Source organism: Streptomyces sp. S3(2020), assembly GCF_013044505.1.
In the GTDB taxonomy this organism is placed as follows: Bacteria; Actinomycetota; Actinomycetes; order Streptomycetales; family Streptomycetaceae; genus Streptomyces.
In genome coordinates, this window is record NZ_JABERD010000187.1 from 1 (window position 1) to 18,610 (window position 18,610).

Here is an 18,610-nt window from a genome sequence, read left to right on the forward strand (position 1 = left end):
GGTAGGGGCGGCGGGGGCGAAAGAACCCTCGGGCCCGCCCCAATTCGCGCGCACCCCATTGACGCCCCCACAGCCCGCACATACCTTCGCCCGTCGAAGCGCTTCGACGTCACGCATCGAATCGATTCGACGACCGCTGTGTGACACCAACCAGCACCATCCGGCTCCGACTTCCCAGGAGGCACGGGATGTTGACGGCACGACGGCGTGTGATGGCGACGGCGGTGGCCCTGACCGGGGCCCTGCTCCTGGCCTCCTGCGGAGACTCGGACAGCGGGTCCTCCGAGGACGGCAAGACGCTCAAGCTGTGGCACTACGAGGCCCCCAACAGCGCGATGGGACAGGCCTGGGACGAGGCGGTCAAGGAGTTCAAGGCCAAGCACCCGGGCGTGAAGGTGGAGTTCGAGGCGAAGGGCTTCGAACAGATCCAGAAGACCGCCCCGATGGTCCTCAACTCCTCCGACGCCCCCGACGTCATGGAGTACAACAAGGGCAACGCGACGGCGGGACTCCTGTCCAAACAGGGCCTTCTGACCGACCTCACCCAGGAGGCCACCACGCGTGGCTGGGACAAGAAGCTCAGCGCGAGCGTCCGCACCACCAGCGTGTACGACACCAACGGCGTGATGGGCTCCGGCAAGTGGTACGGCGTCCCCAACTACGCCGAGTACACGATGGTGTTCTACAACAAGGACCTCTTCGCGAAGTACGGGATAGCCGAGCCGAAGACGTTCGACGAACTGACCGCCGCGATGGACACGTTCGTCCGGAACAAGGTCACCCCGCTCGCCAACGCCGGCGCCGAGTACATCGCCCAGCAGTACCTCTACCAGCTCGCCCTGTCGAAGGCCGACCGCGCCTGGGTCGACTCGTACGAGCTGTACAAAGGCAGGACCGACTTCCACGACACCGCCTGGACCTACGCCGCCGGCACCTTCGCCGACTGGGTGAAGAAGGGCTACATCGCCAAGACCTCCAGCGGCGCCAAGGCGGAGGACGCGGGCGTCTCCTTCCTCCAGGGCAAGTCGCCGATCCTGTTCTCCGGCAGCTGGTGGTACGGCCGCTTCGTGGACGAGGCGAAGTTCGACTGGGGCACCTTCCTGTGGCCCGACTCGAACCTCACCCTCGGCTCCGGCGGCAACCTGTGGGTCGTCCCCAAGGGCGCCAAGAACAAGAAGCTGGCCTACGACTTCATCGACATCACCATGTCGAAGAAGATCCAGAACCTGCTCGGCAACAAGGGCGGTGTCCCGGTCGCGGCCGACGCGGGCGCCATCACCGACGCGAGGTCGAAGACGCTCATCGACAACTTCAACGTCCTCTCCCAGCGCGACGGTCTGGCCTTCTACCCCGACTGGCCGGTCCCCGGCTACTACGACGTCCTCGTCTCCGAGACCCAGAAGCTGATCACCGACAGCGCGAAGCCGGACGGCTATCTGGACGCCCTCCAGGAGGCGTACGACAAGGGTGCGCCGAAGCAATGACGGTGACCGTCGAACGGGGGGTGACCGGCAAGGAGACCCAGGCCGGTCCCCCTCGCCGCCCCCGCGACTCCTACGCCCTCTTCCTCCTCCCCGGCGTCCTCGCCTTCCTCGCCGTCGTCATCGTCCCGTTCCTGATGAACACCGGCGTCAGCTTCACCGACTGGCAGGGCGTGGGCTCCCCCGGCTGGACCGGGCTCGCCAACTACCGCGAGCTGATGGACGACTCGGAGTTCTGGGAGTCGTTCCGGCACAGCCTCTTCATGGTCGTCGCCATGGCGGCGCTGCCCACGGCGGTCGGACTGGTCCTGGCCGCCGCGCTGTTCGACTACATCGGCAAGCACTTCGGCAGCCGCGTCACAGCGGTCCTGCGCGCCTGCTTCTACCTCCCCCAGGTGCTGCCGATCGCGGTCGCGGGCATCGTCTGGAGCTGGATCCTGGCCCCCACCGACGGCTCCCTCAACGCACTCCTCAAGGCGATAGGGCTGTCGAGCTGGCAGCAGGACTGGCTGGGCGACCCCGACATCGCGCTGTACTCCGTCATGGGCGTGATGGTCTGGGTCCAACTCGGCTTCCCGCTGGTCGTCTTCATGGCGGGCCTGCAACGCGTCGACCCGCAGCTGTACGAGGCGGCCGAACTGGACGGCGCCGGCTGGTGGCGCCGGTTCTGGCACATCACGCTGCCGCAGATCCGCCCGGAGATCTACGTCGTCCTGACCTGGTGCACGATCGCCGCGCTGAAGGTGTTCGGCGCGGTGTACGTCCTGACGAAGGGCGGCCCGGGAGGCGCGACCAACGTCCCGTCCTACTTCTCCTTCACCACCTTCTTCGAGAAGACCCAGGTCGGCTACGGCGCCGCCATCTCCACCGTCCTCACGGTGATCATCCTGGCCCTGTCCCTGATCGGCCTGAGGCTCCAGACCCGCGCGGAGGGGAGAGCATGAGCACCGCGCTACGCCGTTACCCCGTCCTCGTCGCCCTGTGCGTCGCGGCCCTCTTCATGGTCGTGCCCTTCCTGATCGTCGCGGTCAACGCGGTCAAGTCCCCCACGGAGTACTCCCAGAACGGCCCCCTGAGCCTCCCCGACGGCCTCTACCTGGACGGCCTGAAGGACTTCTGGGAGCGCGTCGACTACACCCAGAAACTCCTCAACTCCCTGCTGATCAGCGGTGCGGTGGCGGTCCTCGCGGTGGTCCTGTCGGTCCTCAACGCGTACGCGATCGGCATCGGCCGCATCAAGGGCCGCACCTGGGTGCTGGCCTTCTTCGTCCTGGCGAACATGCTCCCGCAGGAGGCGCTGGTCTACCCGGTCTACTACCTGAGCAAGGAGGCCGGTCTCTACGACACCAGGCTCAGCGTGATCATCGTGTTCACGGTGATCCAGGCGGCGTTCGGCACGTATCTCCTCTCCTCCGTCCTCGGCCAGTTCCCCCGCGAGATCATCGAGGCCGCGAAGATCGACGGCGCCGACAAGTGGCAGGTGCTCTGGCGGATCGTCGTCCCGGTCAGCCGCCCCACCATCGGCGTGCTGCTGGTCTTCTTCTTCATCTGGACCTGGAACGAGTTCCTGCTCCCCCTGGTCATGCTGATCTCCAACGACAACCAGACGGTGTCGGTGGCCCTCGGCGTCCTCCAGGGCCAGCGCCTGATGGACGCCACGATGACCAACGCGGCGGCCCTGTTGGGCGTCCTCCCGGCGATCGTCTTCTTCCTCCTCTTCCAGCGAACGCTCACCCGCGGCATCGCCGTGGGAGCCGTGAAGTAAGGACCCCCCACATGAAGTTCACCGACGGTTACTGGCTGCTGCGCGAGGGCGTCACGGCGGACCACCCGGCCGAAGTCCTCGACGTCACCCCCACCGAGCGCGGCGGCCTGGAGATCCACGCGCCCTCCCGGCCCATCCGCAGCCGCGGCGACCTGATGACGGGACCGGTCATGACGATCAACGCCCACACGCCGATGCCGGACGTCGTGGGCGTGACGTTCACGCACTTCGAGGGCGAGCGGCGGACCGGCCCCGAGTTCGAGATCGCCACGGACAACCCCGCCGCGCAGATCTCGTACGACGACGACCACGCGACCCTGACCTCCGGCGACCTCTCGGTCCGCTTCGCCACCGAGGGGCCCTGGCACCTCGACTTCCGCGCCCACGGCCGGGTCCTCACCAGCAGCGGCCACAAGAGCATGGGCATCATGCGGGACGCGGCCGGCGGCCACTATCTGCGCGAGCAGCTCAACCTCACCGTCGGCACCTGTGTCTACGGGCTCGGCGAGCGCTTCGGCCCGCTGGTCAAGAACGGCCAGGTCGTCGACATCTGGAACGCCGACGGCGGCACGACCACCGAACAGGCCTACAAGAACGTCCCGTTCTATCTGACCGACGCCGGCTACGGAGTCTTCGTCGACCACCCGGGCAAGGTCTCCTTCGAGGTCGCCTCGGAGGCGGTGTCGAGAGTGCAGTTCAGCGCGGAGACCCAGGAGTTGACGTACTACGTCATCTACGGCCCGACCCCCAAGGACATCCTCCGCAAGTACACGGCCCTGACCGGCCGCCCGGCCCTCCCGCCCGCCTGGTCCTTCGGCCTGTGGCTCTCGACCTCCTTCACCACCTCCTACGACGAGGAGACGGTGACCTCCTTCATCGAGGGCATGCGGGAACGCGAACTCCCGCTCTCCGTCTTCCACTTCGACTGCTTCTGGATGCGCGAGCACAACTGGTGCGACTTCGAGTGGGACCCGAGGGTGTTCCCCGACCCGGAGGGCATGCTCAAGCGGCTGAAGGCGAAAGGCCTGCGGGTCTGTGTCTGGATCAACCCGTACATCGCCCAGCGCTCCCCGCTCTTCGCCGAGGGCAAGGCGCTCGGGCATCTGCTGAAGCGGCCGGACGGCAGGGTCTGGCAGTGGGACCACTGGCAGCCGGGGATGGCGTTCGTGGACTTCACGAGCCCGGCGGCGCGCGAGTGGTACGCGGCCAAGCTGGCGGGACTGCTCGGGCAGGGCGTCGACTGCTTCAAGACCGACTTCGGCGAGCGGGTGCCGCTGGATGTGGAGTGGTCCGACGGCTCGGACCCGGAGCGGATGCACAACTACTACACGTACCTCTACAACCGCACGGTCTTCGACGTGCTGCGCGAGCACCGGGGCGAGGAGGAGGCGGTCGTCTTCGCCCGGTCGGCGACGGCGGGCAGCCAGAAGTTCCCGGTCCACTGGGGCGGCGACTGCGAGGCGACCTACGAGTCCATGGCGGAGTCACTGCGCGGCGGACTCTCCCTCGGCCTCTCCGGGTTCGGGTTCTGGAGCCATGACATCGGCGGCTTCGAGGGCACCCCGACGCCGTCGTTGTTCAAGCGGTGGCTGGCGTTCGGGCTGCTGTCCTCCCACAGCCGGCTGCACGGCAGCTCCTCCTACCGCGTCCCGTGGCTCTTCGACGAGGAGTCGGTCGACGTGCTGCGGCACTTCACCCGCCTCAAGCTCCAGCTCATGCCGTATCTGTACGAGGCCGCCCGCACCGCCCACACCGAGGGCACACCGGTGATGCGCGCGATGGTCCTGGAGTTCCCGGACGACCCCGGGTGCGCGCATCTGGAGCGGCAGTACATGCTCGGCCCGGACCTGCTGGTGGCGCCGGTGTTCAGCGACGAGGGCGAGGTCGCCTACTACGTCCCCGAGGGCACCTGGACCCACTTCGTGAGCGGGAACACGGTCACCGGCCCGCGCTGGGTCCGCGAGCGGCACGACTTCCTCGGCGTGCCGCTGCTGGTGCGCCCCGGCGCGGTCGTCCCGGTGGGCGCGGTGGCCGACCGGCCCGACTACGACCACGCCGACGGGGTGACGCTGCGCGCGTACGGCCTCCGGCGCGGCGCGCGGGTGACGGTACGGGTCGGGGACGTGGCCTACACCGTCGTACGCGAAGGGGACACGCTGCGGGCGTCGTGCGGCGACCCGTCGGCGCCGTGGGCGCTGGCGGCCGGGGAGCGGGTCGTGCGGGCACCGGCCGGGACCGGGTTCCTCACGGTGGAGCTGGGCTGATGGTGAAGATCACCGATGTGGCCCGGCACGCCGGTGTCTCCCCCAGCACCGTCTCCTACGCGCTCAGCGGCAAGCGCCCGATCTCCGAGGAGACCCGGCGACGCGTCGAGGCGTCCATCCGCGAGCTGGGCTACCGGCCGCACGCGGGCGCCCGGGCGCTGGCCAGCAGCAGATCGAACGTGCTGGCACTGGTGGTGCCCTTACGGGCCGGGATCCACGTCCCGGTGGTGATGCAGTTCGCGGTGTCGGTGGTGACGACGGCACGGCGCTACGACCATGACGTGCTGCTGCTGACGCAGGAGGAGGGCGAGGACGGGCTCAGACGGGTCGCGGACACCGCCCTCGTCGACGCGATGATCGTCATGGACGTCCAGCTCGACGACCCCCGGCTGCCGTTGCTGCGCTCGCTGGAGCGGCCGTCGGTGATGATCGGCTTCCCGGCCGAGGCGGACGGCCTGACCTGTATCGACCTCGACTTCAGGGCGGCCGGCGAGGCGTGCGTGGAGCATCTGGCGCGGCTCGGGCACCGGGTGGTCGCGCTGGTCGGCTCGCCGCCCGAGGTGTACGTCCGCCAGACCGCGTTCGCCCAGCGCGTGGTCCAGGGTTTCACCGCCGCCGCGGACCGGGGCCGGCTCGCCTCCTCGGTGCACCCGTGCGAGGCCTCGCCCGCCGCCGCCCGCGAGGTCGCCGAGCGACTGCTGCGCGAGCAGCCCGCGTTGACCGGGGTCGTCGTCCACAACGAGGCGGTCCTCGAACCCCTCATCGAGGCCTTCGAGCAGCTCGGCCTGCGGGTCCCCGCCGATCTCTCCGTCACCGCGATCTGCCCCGACGAACTCGCCGAGAACCTCCGCGTCCCGGTCACCTCGGTCGCCCTGCCCTCCGCCGAAGTGGGCACGCGGGCCGTGGAGTTGCTGATGAGGAAGCTCGACCACAAGACGGTGCCCGAGGCCACGCTGCTGCCGCCCCGGATGACGGAACGCGCGAGCACGGCGCCGAGGGACGTGCCCTGACTCACCTGTTGCAAGGCCCTACTCGAAGGAGCCGTGTACATGAAAGGCAGACGAAGAACCACTCTGGTCGTGGCCCTCGCCCTGATCGCGGGGCTCGGCGCCACCGTTCCCTCCCACGCGGAGGAGACCTACGCCTTCCGCGACCCCTCCCGCACCGTGGACCAGCGCGTCGACGACCTCCTGTCGCGCCTCACGCTCGACGAGAAGATCTCCCTCCTCCACCAGTACCAGCCCGCCATCCCGCGCCTCGGCATCCAGTCCTTCCGCACCGGCACCGAGGCCCTGCACGGCGTCGCCTGGCTCGGCGAGGCCACCGTCTTCCCGCAGGCCGTCGGGCTCGCCTCGACCTGGGACCCGGCCCTGATGGAACAGGTCGGCTCGGCGGTCGGCGACGAGGCGCGCGGCTTCCAGCAGGAACGCCCGGCCGGCTGGGGCCTCAACCTCTGGGCCCCCGTGGTCAATCCGCTCCGCGACCCGCGCTGGGGCCGCAACGAGGAGGGCTACAGCGAGGACGCCGGGCTGACCGGCGCGATGTCGACGGCGTACGGCGAGGGCCTGACGGGCGGCGACCCGGACCACCTCAAGACGGCCCCCACCCTCAAGCACTACCTCGCCAACAACAACGAGTGGCACCGCACCACCACCTCCTCCGACCTGCGCCCGCGCGTCGCCAAGGAGTACGACGAGGCGGCCTTCAGACCGGCGATCGAGGCGAACGCGGCCACCGGCGTCATGTCCTCGTACAACCTGGTCAACGGCCGCCCCGCGACGGTGAATCCGGATCTGGACGACGTCGTGCGGAAGTGGACCTCGTACGACCTGCTGAACGTCTCCGACGCCTTCGCTCCCGGCAATCTCCCCGGCGACCAGAAGTACTTCCCGAGCGTGATCGAGGGCGACGCGGCGGCCCTGAAAGCCGGCCTCGACAGCTTCACGGACAACAACGCGGACTCGTCGGTGACGACGGGCGCGATCACTTCGGCGCTCCAGCAGGGCCTGTTGGCGGAGTCCGACATCGACGAGGCCGCCGGGCACATCCTGTCCGTCCGTGTCCGGCTCGGCGAGTTCGACCCGGGCGGCGGCAAGTACGGCTCGATCGACAGCTCCGTCATCAACAGCCCCGCCCATCGGAAACTGGCGCGCGAGGCAGCGACGGAAGGCGCGGTGCTACTGAAGAACCAGGCGGGCGCGCTGCCGTTGAAGAAGTCCGCGAAGAACGTGGCCGTGGTCGGCCCGCTCGCCGACACCCTCTACACCGACTGGTACTCGGGCACCCTCCCCTACGCGGTCACCCCCGCCGAGGGCATCGCGGCCAAGCTCGGTACCGAGGTCGCGAGCAGCGAGGGAGTCGACCGGATCGCGCTGAAGAACGCGGCGACGGGCAAGTACGTCACGGCGGGCACGGACGCGGACGGCGAGCCGCTGAAGGAGACCACGGCCTCGGACGCCGGCGCCCAGTTCGACGTCTTCGACTGGGGCGGCGGCGTGGTCACCCTGCGCTCGGCCGCCAACGGCAAGTACGTCGGCTACAACTGGTCCTCCTTCGTCAACGACCAGGCGCAGCCGAACGGTTGGTTCGTCCAGCAGCAGTTCAAGCTGGAGGACCAGGGCGACGGCACGTACCTGCTGCGCTACGCGGGCTACGAGACCGAGGAGTCCTGGTGGGGCAACCCGGTCTACCTCGGCCCGACCGGCGCCGACGGCACGCTCGGCCTGGTCGCCAAGGACACCGCCGCGCACTACACGAAGGACGTCGTCCGCAGCGGAGTCGACGAGGCCGTGGCCGCGGTGAAGGGCAGGGACGCGGCGGTGGTCGTGGTCGGCTCCAACCCCTCGATCAACGGCCGCGAGGCCCACGACCGCACCGACATGGACCTCGCCCCGGCACAGGAGGCCCTGGTCAGGGCGGTCCGCGAGGCCAACCCGAAGACGGTCGTGATCGTCGAGAACAGCTACCCCACCACCCTCGGCGCCCTCCAGCAGGACGTCCCCGCTCTCCTGTGGACCTCCCACGCGGGCCAGGAGACCGGCAACGCGCTGGCGGACCTGCTGTACGGCGACGCCAACCCGTCCGGCCGCCTCACCCAGACCTGGTACCGCGACGAGTCCGACCTCCCGTCGATCCTCGACTACGACATCATCAAGTCCGACCGCACCTACCAGTACTTCAAGGGCAGCCCGCTCTATCCCTTCGGGTACGGCCTCTCCTACACCTCCTTCCGCTACGGCGCGCTGAAGCAGGTCACCGGCGGCTACGAGGTGAGGGTCACCAACACCGGCGCCCGCGCCGGTGACGAGGTCGTCCAGCTCTACGCCCACCAGCGTGTCTCCCGCGACAAGCAGCCCCTGAAGAAGCTGGAGGCCTTCGCGAAGGTGTCGCTGAAGCCCGGCGAGACGAAGACGGTCAAGCTGAAGGTGACGAGGAAGGACCTCGCGCACTGGGACGTCACCCGCTCCAAGTGGGTCGTGGAGAGCGGCACTTACGACGTCATGGTCGGCTCCTCCTCGACGGACGTCCGTGCCCGCGCCACCTGGCAGGTGTCCGGCGAGACCATCCCGGCCCGCGACCTGTCCCGCACGACCCGCGCCGAGAACTTCGACGACTACGAGGGCACCCGTCTGGTCGACGAGTCGAAGGAGCGCGGTACGGCGGTGGGGGTGACGGCTCCGGACGGGGCATGGCTGAAGTTCGGGGACGCCCAACTCCGCTCGGGTGCCTCGAAGTTCACCGCCCGGCTGGCCGGCGCCTCCGGCACGGTCGAGGTCCGGCTGGGCTCCCCGGCCGGCACCCTCGCCGGTACGGCGGCATTCGGCGGCACCTCGTCGCCGTACGCCTACGAGACGGTGACCGTCGATCTCTCGCGGGCGGCGAAGGGCCGTACCGATGTGTACCTGGTGCTGGAGGGGGAGGGCCTGCGCCTGGCGACGTTCGGTCTGCGCTGACTCCCGGCGCCGCGTGGCGCAGGCCCGATGCCTCACTGCCTCTGCCTCAATGCCTCAGCAGAGCACGGGCTTGCGCCACGAGCATTCGAGGTCGCCGCCCTTGGGTGCCGACCTCGGCGAGACCGGCGTGGCGGTCTCCTCCGTCGACTTCGCGAGCGTGACCACGATGGCGTCCTCCAACGGCTTCACGGAGGACGCCAGGTAATTGTTGAGGACGATGCTGAAGACCAGCTCACGTCCCCCGGCGTCCGTGACATACCCGGAGAGCGCCGACGCCCCCGTCAACGACCCCGTCTTGGCACGGGCGTTGAGCGCGGCCCCCGTCCCGCACATCCGCGTCCGCAGGGTGCCGCCGACGAACCGGTCCGGGTCGCAGGCGACCGGCAGCGAGCGCTTCCAGTCCGCGTACCAGGGCTCGGCGCGTACGGCGAGCAGCAGTTCGGCGAGCTGGGCGGCGGGGAAGTTGTCCCTCCGCGACAGCCCCGAGCCGTCGAGCTGCCGCACCTTGGTCGTGTCGACGCCGACGCCCTTGAGGTATCCGGTGATCGCGGCGAGCCCGGCGCTCCAACTGCCCTGCTTGGACACCTCGTAGCCCATGGCCTTGGTGAGGACCTCGGCGTGCATGTTGTTGGAGAGCTTCATGAACGGGATGAGCAGGTCCTTGAGCGGCATGGAGTCGTGCGAGGCCAACCGCTTGGCGGCGGCCGGGGTCTGTCGTCCGAGCCGGTCCGGCCCGGTGACCTTGACGCCGTGGTCGGCGAGCGCGGCGCGGAAGACGTCGGCCGCGTATCCGGTGGGCTCCCACACCGTCGACCACTGCTTGGTTCCGGCGCCGCCCACGGGTGTCGTACCGCTGACGACGATGTCGTTGCTGCCGTGCGCGCGCTCGACGGAGAGGTCGTTGGCGCCCCCGGCGGCGACGGTCGTGGCCCGGACATCGATGTCGACGTAGTCGGTGTCGGGTGTGACGGTGACGACGGGCTCGTCACCCGCCGCCGCCCCCGGTGCGACCGTCACGATGACGGTCCCGGTGTCGTAGTCGGTGTCCGGCGCCACGTTCAGCGCGCTGATCTGCGCCGCGTAGTAGTAGGGCTCGTCGTCGTTGGCCCAGTCGCTGCCGAGCCGCTGGGTGTCGAACCGGGTGTCGTCGGCGATCAGCCGTCCCTGGACGCGGGTGACGCCGGACGCGGCGACCTGGGCGGCGAGCTTGTCGTAGTCGGCGGCGAGCAGGGTCGGGTCCCCGGTGCCGCGGAGGTACAGATCGCCGCGGAGGACATGGCCGAACCGCCGCCCGTCGGCCAGCACGTCCGTGGTGAACCGGTAGTCGGGCCCGAGGATCTCCATCGCGGCGGCCGAGGTGGGCAACTTGGTGTTGGAGGCGGGCATCAGACGGGTGGACGGCAGATGCTGGTACAGCAGCTGACCACTGGCGGCATCGGCGACGACGACACTCGCCACCCCGCCCTCCATCCGGGCGTCGCCCAGCACGGTGTCGATGGCCTCGGGCAGACCGGAGCGGTCGGAGTCCGCCCCGGCCTGTGCCCCGGGGCCGAGGACGGCGGCGACCAGCGCCACGGTGACGGCCCAAGTCCACTTGCCTCTATGGGAGTTCATGACAGCCGAGCATTCCCGATCCCAGCGCCCGCCACCAGCACCCCTCTCAGCCGTTCAGCCCCCCACGCGACACACGGGCCGACGTCGAGAAGCCGTGCCCCATGCCGGTGACCTCATGGGGTGGCGCACCACAACGCGCCTGGCGCGCGCGGGGACTTCGGCGGTCGCTACCAGACCCCGCCGTACGTCACCGTCCGCCCCGGCCCCACCTCACGGGCGACCCGCTCGGTCAACTCCCGGCCCGCATCGCCCAGTCGGTCGTGGGCCGCGGTGAGCGCGGCGTCGTCCCGGTCCTTCGTCCAGGTCTCCATGGCGGCGTCGACGGCCCGCGCCCACGTGTACAGGTCGTCCACCAGCGCCTCGGACAGGCCGAGGGCGGCGGCGGGGTCGTCGGGGGCGAAGTCGTCGAAGCCCTCGGCGCGGAGCGGGTACCACTTGTACTCGCCCTCGACGACGATGTGCGACGGGGGCGCCGGGGTGTCGTGCGGGTCGGCGGCCCAGTGCAGTCGCGGGCAGCCCCAGCACACAAGCTTCGTGGTGCGGTGCCGCTCGTCCTGGTACCGCACCGACCAGCTCGGGCCGAGGTGCTCGGCCAGCGCACGGGCGGCTTCCAGGTCGGGCTCACGGAGCCGGGCGGCGAGGTCGGCGGGCAGCTTGAATCCGCCGAGGTAGGTGTCGGCGCGCAGCAGCAGCTGCCGGGGGCCGTCCGGATGGGGCATGGGGCACGTCCCTGAGTCGTGGCACGACAAAGCCCCGCCGCTCGTAAGCGACGGGGCTCTGCCACTGTGTTTCATCAAAAACATGGGATGAGTGGAGATGGCGGGAATCGAACCCGCGTCCAACGGTGCAGAATCAGGGCTTCTCCGTGTGCAGTTCGCTGTGATTTTCTCGGCCCCGGCAATCACGCGAACAAGTCGCCGACGGGCCCAGTCACTGTTTGATTTCCCATCGAACCCCGTGACCGGGCTCGATGGTTTAGTCCCCTAGATTATGCCAGGATCCGGGTCGGGAACACTCCCGGGCTGACACCCGTCAAGGGCCTTCACTCACTGCTTATTAGGCAGCGAGGGCGAAGGCGCGGGAATCGCTCTTGTTAGTGGCGATTATTTTTTGCGACATATGGTTAACGAGATCATTGCCGCTTCCTCGACACGCTTCCCCTGCTTCGACATCCGCTGTCGAAACCGATCATCCCCATGTTCTGTTTTCAATGCTCACACCGGGTTCAGCCGGTGTTGATGCCATCGTACGCGACCAACGCGCGCCGATGCCACCGTATTCCCGGCGGCCCCGCCCTACTGACCGCGCTGCTTCCGCTTGGCCGCCGCGATCGCCCGGTCCGACTCCCGCCGGTCCTGCTGCTCGCGCAGGGTCTGCCGCTTGTCGTACTCCTTCTTTCCTCGCGCGAGCGCGATCTCGGCCTTGGCCCGGCCGTCCTTGAAGTACAGGGCGAGGGGCACGATCGTGTGCCCCGTCTCCTGGGCCTTCGACTCCAGCTTGTCGATCTCCTCGCGGTGCAGCAGCAGCTTGCGCTTGCGGCGCGCGGAGTGGTTGGTCCAGCTGCCCTGGTGGTACTCGGGGATGTGGGCGTTGTGCAGCCACGCCTCTCCCCTGTCGATCTGGACGAAGCCGTCGGTCAGCGAGGTCCGTCCTTCGCGCAGCGACTTGACCTCGGTGCCCATGAGGACGATGCCGGCCTCGTAGGTGTCGACGATCGCGTAGTCGTGGCGGGCCTTCTTGTTCTGGGCGACGATCTTCTTCTTGCCGCCCTTCTCGCCGTCCCTGGCCTTGGCGGCGGTCCCGCCCTGCTTGGGCTGGGACTCCTTCGGTACGTACATTCCCTTGCTCATAGTGCCGTCCATTTTCGCACTACGGAGGGGGTGTACGGGAAGTCGTTTACGACTGGGGGCTCAGTCCGCTCAGGACCGTCTCCGCGCGCTCGATCACCTGCTGGTCGGCGTCCAGGTCGGGAGTGATGCCCTTGCCGTCGACACCGCGCCCGGACGGCGTCCGGTAGTGCCCCACGGTCAGTTCGGCGACCGACCCGTCCGGCAGCCGGCTGGGCATCTGCACCGAGCCCTTCCCGAAGGTGCGGGAGCCCACGACCACCGCGCGCCCCCGGTCCTGCAACGCGCCCGTGAGCAGCTCGGCCGCGCTCATCGTGCCGCCGTCGACGAGCGCGACCAGGGGTCTGGTGGTGTCGCCGCCGAGGTCGGCGTGCAGGGCCTGCTCGTCGCCGTCGACGTCGTAGGTGGCGACGAGGCCGCCGTCGAGGAAGGCGGAGGCGGTGGTGACGGCCTCGGTGACCAGGCCACCGGAGTTGCCGCGCAGGTCGAGGATGATGCCGGAGGTGGCGGGGGCCTGTCGTACGGCGGTGCGGACGGCGTCGCCGGAGCCCTTGGTGAACGAGTCGATCTTGATGACGGTGATCCCGCCCTCGAGCTGTCGAACGGTGACCGAGTCCGTGGACAGACGGGCCCGCCGCAGCGTCTCGTCCCACGCGCGCGTGCCCCGTTCCAGCCCGAGCGTGACCGCCGTACCGGCCGCCGCGTCGGTGGCGTCACCGCGCAGTAAGGAGACCACCTCGGTGACGGGCCGCCCGTCGACCTTCCGTCCGTCGATGGTGCGCAGCCGGTCCCCGGCCCGGATCCCGGCGGCGGCCGCCGGCGACCCGGCCCGTACCTTGGTCACCTCGATCCGTCCGCCCCGCTCCCGCCGGGCCCACAGCCCGACGCCGGTGTACCGCCCGTCGAGGGCCTCTTCGAACTCCTCGTACTCCCCCGGCGAGTAGACGGCACCCCACCGGTCCCCGCTGCGGCTGACGGCCCGCTCAGCCGCCTCCACGGGCGACTTCCCGGCGGCCATGGCCTCGGCGGCGGCCTCGGCGACGTTCTCGTGGTGCCCGGCCGGCGCGGCCGAACCGGCCCTGTCCTGCGTGCCTTTCCGGTCGGCCTCGGGCAACGACCCGGTCGCGGCCCCCGCCACCAGCACGCTCGCGAACACCAACGTCAGAGCCGCCCCGCGGCCGATGCGACGGGGCTGACAGAACAGGTCTCGGCCTGACATGCGGGTGAGTCTAGGACAACGCGAAGGGCCGCACGGTCGGTTGACCGTACGGCCCTCTTGGCATGTGTCACACCTTCAGGTACTTGCGCAGCGCGAAGAACGCCGCCAGCGCCGGCATCAGCAGGCTTGTCGCCAGGATGAGCGGGAGTTTCGTCAGTACGGCGTCCCAGCCGATGAAGTTGATCAGGTTGAGCTTCTCGGACAGGGCCAGACCGTGGTCGATGATGAAGTACCGGGCGACCACCAGGAATCCGCAGGCGACCGTGCCTCCGATGAGCCCGGCGACCGCGGCCTCCATGATGAACGGGGCCTGGATGTAGAAGCCCGAGGCGCCGACCAGGCGCATGATGCCGGTCTCGCGCCGTCGGCTGAACGCGGAGACGCGCACCGTGTTGACGATCAGCATCAGGGCGACGACCAGCATGAGGGCCATCACCGCGCGCGCGGCCCAGTTCATGCCGTTGAGAAGGCCGAAGAGGTTGTCCAGGATGCCCTTCTGGTCCTGCACGGACTGCACGCCGTCCCGGCCGTCGAAGGCGGTCGCGACGACCTGGTACTTCTCCGGGTCCTTCAGCTTGATCCGGTACGACTCCTGCATCTGGTCCGGCGTGAGGGAGGCCGCCAGCGGGGAGTCGCCGAACTGCTCCTTGTAGTGCTTGTACGCCTGGTCCTGGGTCTCGTAGGTGACCTTCTCGACGACCGACATCTTGTCGAGGTCGGCGAGGATCTCCTTCTTCTGGTCGTCGGTCACCGCGCCCTTGGCGCAGTTGGGGTCGGACTCGGCGTCGCTCTTGTTGCAGAGGAAGACCGAGACGTTGACCTTGTCGTACCAGTAGCCCTTCATGGTGCTGACCTGGTCGCTCATGAGGAGCGACCCGCCGAACAGGGCGAGGGACAGGGCGACGGAGACGACGACGGCGAAGGTCATCGTCAGATTGCGACGGAGACCGACACCGATCTCGGACAGTACGAACTGGGCGCGCATGGCGTCTGGTTGGGCCTTTCCGTGGACTGTGCGGTCAGTGCTGGTAGCCGTAGACGCCGCGCGCCTGGTCGCGGACGAGGCGGCCCTGCTCCAGCTCGATGACGCGCTTGCGCATCTGGTCCACGATGTTCTGGTCGTGCGTCGCCATCAGCACGGTGGTGCCCGTCCGGTTGATCCGGTCGAGCAGCTTCATGATGCCGACGGAGGTCTGCGGGTCGAGGTTGCCGGTGGGCTCGTCGGCGATCAGCAGCTTGGGCCGGTTGACGAAGGCCCGCGCGATGGCCACGCGCTGCTGCTCACCACCGGAGAGCTCGCCCGGCATCCGGTCCTCCTTGCCGCCGAGCCCGACGAGGTCGAGCACCTGCGGCACGGACTTGCGGATCTCGCCCTTCGACTTGCCGATGACCTCCTGCGCGAAGGCCACGTTCTCCGCGACCGTCTTGTTCGGCAGGAGCCGGAAGTCCTGGAACACCGTCCCCAGCTGGCGGCGCATCTGCGGCACCTTCCAGTTGGAGAGGCGCGCGAGGTCCTTGCCCAGGACGTGCACCTGGCCATGGCTGGTCCGCTCCTCACGGAGCACCAGCCGCAGGAAGGTGGACTTTCCGGAGCCGGAGGACCCCACGAGGAAGACGAACTCGCCCTTCTCCACTTCCAGGGACACATCCCTGAGTGCGGGGCGGGTCTGCTTGGGGTAGACCTTGGAGACGTTGTCGAATCGGATCACGGATGCACCACGGTTAGCCGGGGGTAGATGAGCGTGACCATACGCGACCGGGGTGTGCGAGCGCAGGCACCGGTTGCGGTTGCGTGCTGGATGTGCCTTTTGTGTACCTGCTCAGGGGGCCTCTCCGAGAGCGCTCGAGCCGTTTCCGGAGGAACCTGGCACAGTGGAGGGGGAACGTTCCGGACCCGGGGAGCGTTCTGTACAAGGAACCGGCACTAGGAGGGCGAGCGCATGACGTACGACCGGCTGGTGTGCGCGAACTGCGCCGCGCCCGTGAATGAGGGCCGCTGCCCCGTCTGCCGCGCGAACCGTGAGCGGCTCACCCAGGACAATCTGTTCACCCAGCTCAACCCCATGACGCTGATCGCCCTGCTCGCGGTGCTGATCGCGGCGGTGGCCCTGCTGGCGCACCAGAGCGCGTAGGCGTCCGTACACGACGCCCGAGGGGCCCGGAGCGATCACTCGCTCCGGGCCCCTCGTCGTACGACGTGTGCACCTGGCGTGTGCGCGCGGCCACCGTCAGGCGGCGGCACCGCCGCGGCCGCCCACGAGGCGCGGCAGGATACGGAAGCCGATACCGCCGGCGATCATCGTCGCGGCACCGATGACCAGGAACGTGGTCTTGTCGTTGGCACCGGTCTCGGCGAGCTCGGCGCCGCCGCCCTGGGCGGAGGTGTCGGACTCCGAGCCGGTGTCGGTCAGGGACGAGGAGCCCTGCTGCTGGGCGGAGGTGTCGGAGCCGCCGTCGGGGTCGGCGTTGTTGCCGCCGCTGTTGTCGCTGCCGCCGTCGTCGTCACCGTCGTCGTCGGTCGGGTCCGCGGTGGGCTCGTCCGTCGGCTCCTCGGAGGGCTCCTCCGTGGGCTCGGTCGGCTCGTCGGTGGGGTCCTCGGTGATCGGCGGCTCTTCCGTCGGAAGCTCCGTCGCCGGCGGCGTCGAGGCGGGCGGCTCCGACGACGGCGGCGGAGTCTCGATGATGCAGGAGAGGTCGGCGGGGTCGCACTCGTCGGCGGTGGCGACACCCGCCACCGTCAGCGAGGCACCGGCCGCGATCACGGCGCCGGCGGCTATACGCGCGAGCCGGATCCGCGTCTTCTTGGTCATAAGGTTGCTACCCCCAGTAGCTCATCGTCAGTGAGGCGGCGCTCGGGGCCGTGATCGACGGGGGTGGCCGTACTCAGCTCTCCCCCGGTTCACATGCGCCCCAGAGATACGCATGCCGCGCCTTACCATTCCCATTTTTCAAAGCAACGTCAAGGCCGTTGCGTACGCGATGTCCGGGTAAGGGTTCTTTGCCGGGAGACGGACCCTGTGAGTGTGATGTAAAACCCAGACATCCGGGCACAGAAAAGGCAACTACCGCCGCGAGAGCGGTAGTTGCCTTGTCGACAAATCTCTGTCGGCTACTTCTCCTGCTGCTTGCGCCAGCGAATTCCGGCTTCGAGGAAACCGTCGATCTCGCCGTCGAGCACGGACTGCGGATTGCCGACCTCGAACTCGGTGCGCAGGTCCTTGACCATCTGGTACGGGTGCAGGACGTAGGAACGCATCTGGTTGCCCCAGGAGCTGCCGCCGTCCTTGAGGGCGTCCATCTTGGCCCGCTCCTCCTGGCGCTGCCGCTCCAGGAGCTTGGCCTGGAGGACGTTCATGGCCGTGGCCTTGTTCTGGATCTGCGAGCGCTCGTTCTGGCAGGAGACCACGATGCCGGTGGGGAGGTGCGTCAGGCGGACCGCGGAGTCCGTGGTGTTCACGCCCTGGCCGCCGGGGCCCGAGGAACGGTAGACGTCGACGCGCAGATCCGACTCGTCGATCTCGACGTGGTCCGTCTGCTCCACGACGGGGAGGATCTCCACGCCCGCGAAGGAGGTCTGGCGGCGGCCCTGGTTGTCGAAGGGCGAGATCCGGACGAGCCGGTGCGTGCCCTGCTCGACGGAGAGCGTGCCGTAGGCGTACGGCACCTGCACGGCGAAGGTGGTCGACTTGATGCCGGCCTCTTCGGCGTACGACGTCTCGTAGATCTCGGTCTTGTAGCCGTGGCGCTCGGCCCAGCGCAGATACATGCGCTGGAGCTGCTCGGCGAAGTCCGCGGCGTCGACGCCACCGGCCTCGGCGCGGATGTTGACGAGCGCCTCGCGGGCGTCGTACTCACCGCTCAGCAGCGTCCGGACCTCCATCTCGTCCAGCGCCTTCTTGACGGCGGCGAGCTCGGACTCGGCCTCGGCGCGGGTGTCCGGGTCGTCCTCCTCCTCGGCCATCTCGAAGAGCACGGAGAGATCGTCGATCCGCCCGCGCAGCGTCTCGGCCTTCCTGACCTCGGCCTGGAGGTGGCTCAGCTTGCTGGTGATCTTCTGCGCCTCGTCCGGGTTGTCCCACAGGGACGGCGCGGCCGCCTGCTCCTCGAGCACGGCGATGTCTGCCCTCAGCTTGTCGAGGTCCAGAACGGCCTCGATCGACTCCATGGTCGAGGAGAGGGACTTGAGCTCTTCGGATACATCGACGACTGCCACGCTCCCAGCCTAACGGCTGTGGCAACCGACCTCGGCCGGGCGCCGGGCTACGCCACCATCCGACCCACCCACCGGGGGCACCCCCTTGCTTTTCGGCCTGTCCGGCGTTTGAGGACGAGACCCGCTCGGGGCCGGCAGCGGGGGTCCGGGGGCGCAGCCCCCGGGGACTGTCGCCTACACCCCCGTGCCGGTGCCGCCGAGCAGAGCGGTGTAGCCCCGGCGCGGGCCGTCGACTGCCAAACACACAACACAAG

Annotated in this window: 15 protein-coding genes and 1 other RNA gene; 7 read left to right on the forward strand and 9 right to left on the reverse strand. The window is 69.1% G+C overall.

The window, feature by feature from the left end; all coding sequences use genetic code 11:
• The first annotated feature begins 188 nt into the window (after positions 1–188).
• From HLK59_RS38080 to HLK59_RS38105, 6 genes are read left to right on the forward strand one after another with little or no spacing between them, the layout of a single operon-like run.
• Positions 189–1,484 (forward strand): extracellular solute-binding protein, encoded by a 1,296-nt coding sequence (locus HLK59_RS38080; protein WP_171146209.1) that lies wholly within the window; start codon positions 189–191, stop codon positions 1,482–1,484.
• Complete coding sequence (locus tag HLK59_RS38085; RefSeq protein ID WP_171146210.1) at positions 1,481–2,425, forward strand: sugar ABC transporter permease; 945 nt, start codon at positions 1,481–1,483, stop codon at positions 2,423–2,425. Before HLK59_RS38080 ends, HLK59_RS38085 begins: the two co-directional genes overlap by 4 nt.
• Complete coding sequence (locus HLK59_RS38090; RefSeq protein WP_171146211.1) at positions 2,422–3,246, forward strand: carbohydrate ABC transporter permease; 825 nt, start codon at positions 2,422–2,424, stop codon at positions 3,244–3,246. The genes HLK59_RS38085 and HLK59_RS38090 overlap by 4 nt, the downstream gene beginning before the upstream one ends.
• A gap of 11 nt (positions 3,247–3,257) precedes the next feature.
• Complete coding sequence (yicI, locus tag HLK59_RS38095; protein ID WP_171146212.1) at positions 3,258–5,510, forward strand: alpha-xylosidase; 2,253 nt, start codon at positions 3,258–3,260, stop codon at positions 5,508–5,510.
• Positions 5,510–6,520, forward strand: coding sequence for a LacI family DNA-binding transcriptional regulator (locus HLK59_RS38100; RefSeq protein WP_171146213.1), 1,011 nt, complete (start codon positions 5,510–5,512; stop codon positions 6,518–6,520). Before yicI ends, HLK59_RS38100 begins: the two co-directional genes overlap by 1 nt.
• A 39-nt stretch (positions 6,521–6,559) precedes the next feature.
• Positions 6,560–9,463, forward strand: coding sequence for a glycoside hydrolase family 3 C-terminal domain-containing protein (locus HLK59_RS38105; RefSeq protein WP_171146214.1), 2,904 nt, complete (start codon positions 6,560–6,562; stop codon positions 9,461–9,463).
• Between the two features lie 54 nt (positions 9,464–9,517).
• On the opposite strand, the gene dacB is transcribed toward HLK59_RS38105, so the two are convergent.
• The 7 genes from dacB to ftsE form a co-directional block, all read right to left on the reverse strand.
• Complete coding sequence (dacB, locus tag HLK59_RS38110; protein ID WP_171146215.1) at positions 9,518–11,077, reverse strand: D-alanyl-D-alanine carboxypeptidase/D-alanyl-D-alanine-endopeptidase; 1,560 nt, start codon at positions 11,075–11,077, stop codon at positions 9,518–9,520.
• Positions 11,078–11,244: 167 nt separating this feature from the next.
• The gene (locus tag HLK59_RS38115; RefSeq protein ID WP_171146216.1) at positions 11,245–11,796 is read right to left on the reverse strand and encodes a hypothetical protein; all 552 of its coding nucleotides are present in this window, start codon (positions 11,794–11,796) and stop codon (positions 11,245–11,247) included.
• 89 nt (positions 11,797–11,885) lie between these two features.
• Positions 11,886–12,273: a transfer-messenger RNA gene (ssrA, locus tag HLK59_RS38120) on the reverse strand.
• A 99-nt stretch (positions 12,274–12,372) separates the two neighbouring features.
• Positions 12,373–12,915, reverse strand: a complete 543-nt coding sequence (gene smpB / locus HLK59_RS38125) for an SsrA-binding protein SmpB (protein WP_206328082.1) — start codon at positions 12,913–12,915, stop codon at positions 12,373–12,375.
• A 58-nt stretch (positions 12,916–12,973) separates the two neighbouring features.
• Positions 12,974–14,143: a S41 family peptidase gene (locus tag HLK59_RS38130; protein ID WP_171146217.1), complete on the reverse strand. Its 1,170-nt coding sequence runs from the start codon at positions 14,141–14,143 to the stop codon at positions 12,974–12,976.
• 67 nt (positions 14,144–14,210) lie between these two features.
• Positions 14,211–15,128, reverse strand: coding sequence for a permease-like cell division protein FtsX (ftsX, locus tag HLK59_RS38135; protein WP_171146218.1), 918 nt, complete (start codon positions 15,126–15,128; stop codon positions 14,211–14,213).
• 34 nt (positions 15,129–15,162) lie between these two features.
• Complete coding sequence (gene ftsE / locus HLK59_RS38140) at positions 15,163–15,852, reverse strand: cell division ATP-binding protein FtsE (protein WP_020132390.1); 690 nt, start codon at positions 15,850–15,852, stop codon at positions 15,163–15,165.
• Positions 15,853–16,083: 231 nt separating this feature from the next.
• Here ftsE and HLK59_RS38145 point away from each other — a divergent pair, with 231 nt between their 5' ends.
• Positions 16,084–16,275, forward strand: a complete 192-nt coding sequence (locus HLK59_RS38145; RefSeq protein ID WP_171146219.1) for a hypothetical protein — start codon at positions 16,084–16,086, stop codon at positions 16,273–16,275.
• A 96-nt stretch (positions 16,276–16,371) separates the two neighbouring features.
• Here HLK59_RS38145 and HLK59_RS38150 read toward each other — a convergent pair whose 3' ends face one another.
• Positions 16,372–16,953: a hypothetical protein gene (locus HLK59_RS38150; protein ID WP_171146220.1), complete on the reverse strand. Its 582-nt coding sequence runs from the start codon at positions 16,951–16,953 to the stop codon at positions 16,372–16,374.
• Positions 16,954–17,252: 299 nt separating this feature from the next.
• On the reverse strand, positions 17,253–18,356 hold the full coding sequence (prfB, locus tag HLK59_RS38155) for a peptide chain release factor 2 (RefSeq protein WP_171146221.1): 1,104 nt from the start codon (positions 18,354–18,356) through the stop codon (positions 17,253–17,255).
• Positions 18,357–18,610 lie beyond the last annotated feature (254 nt).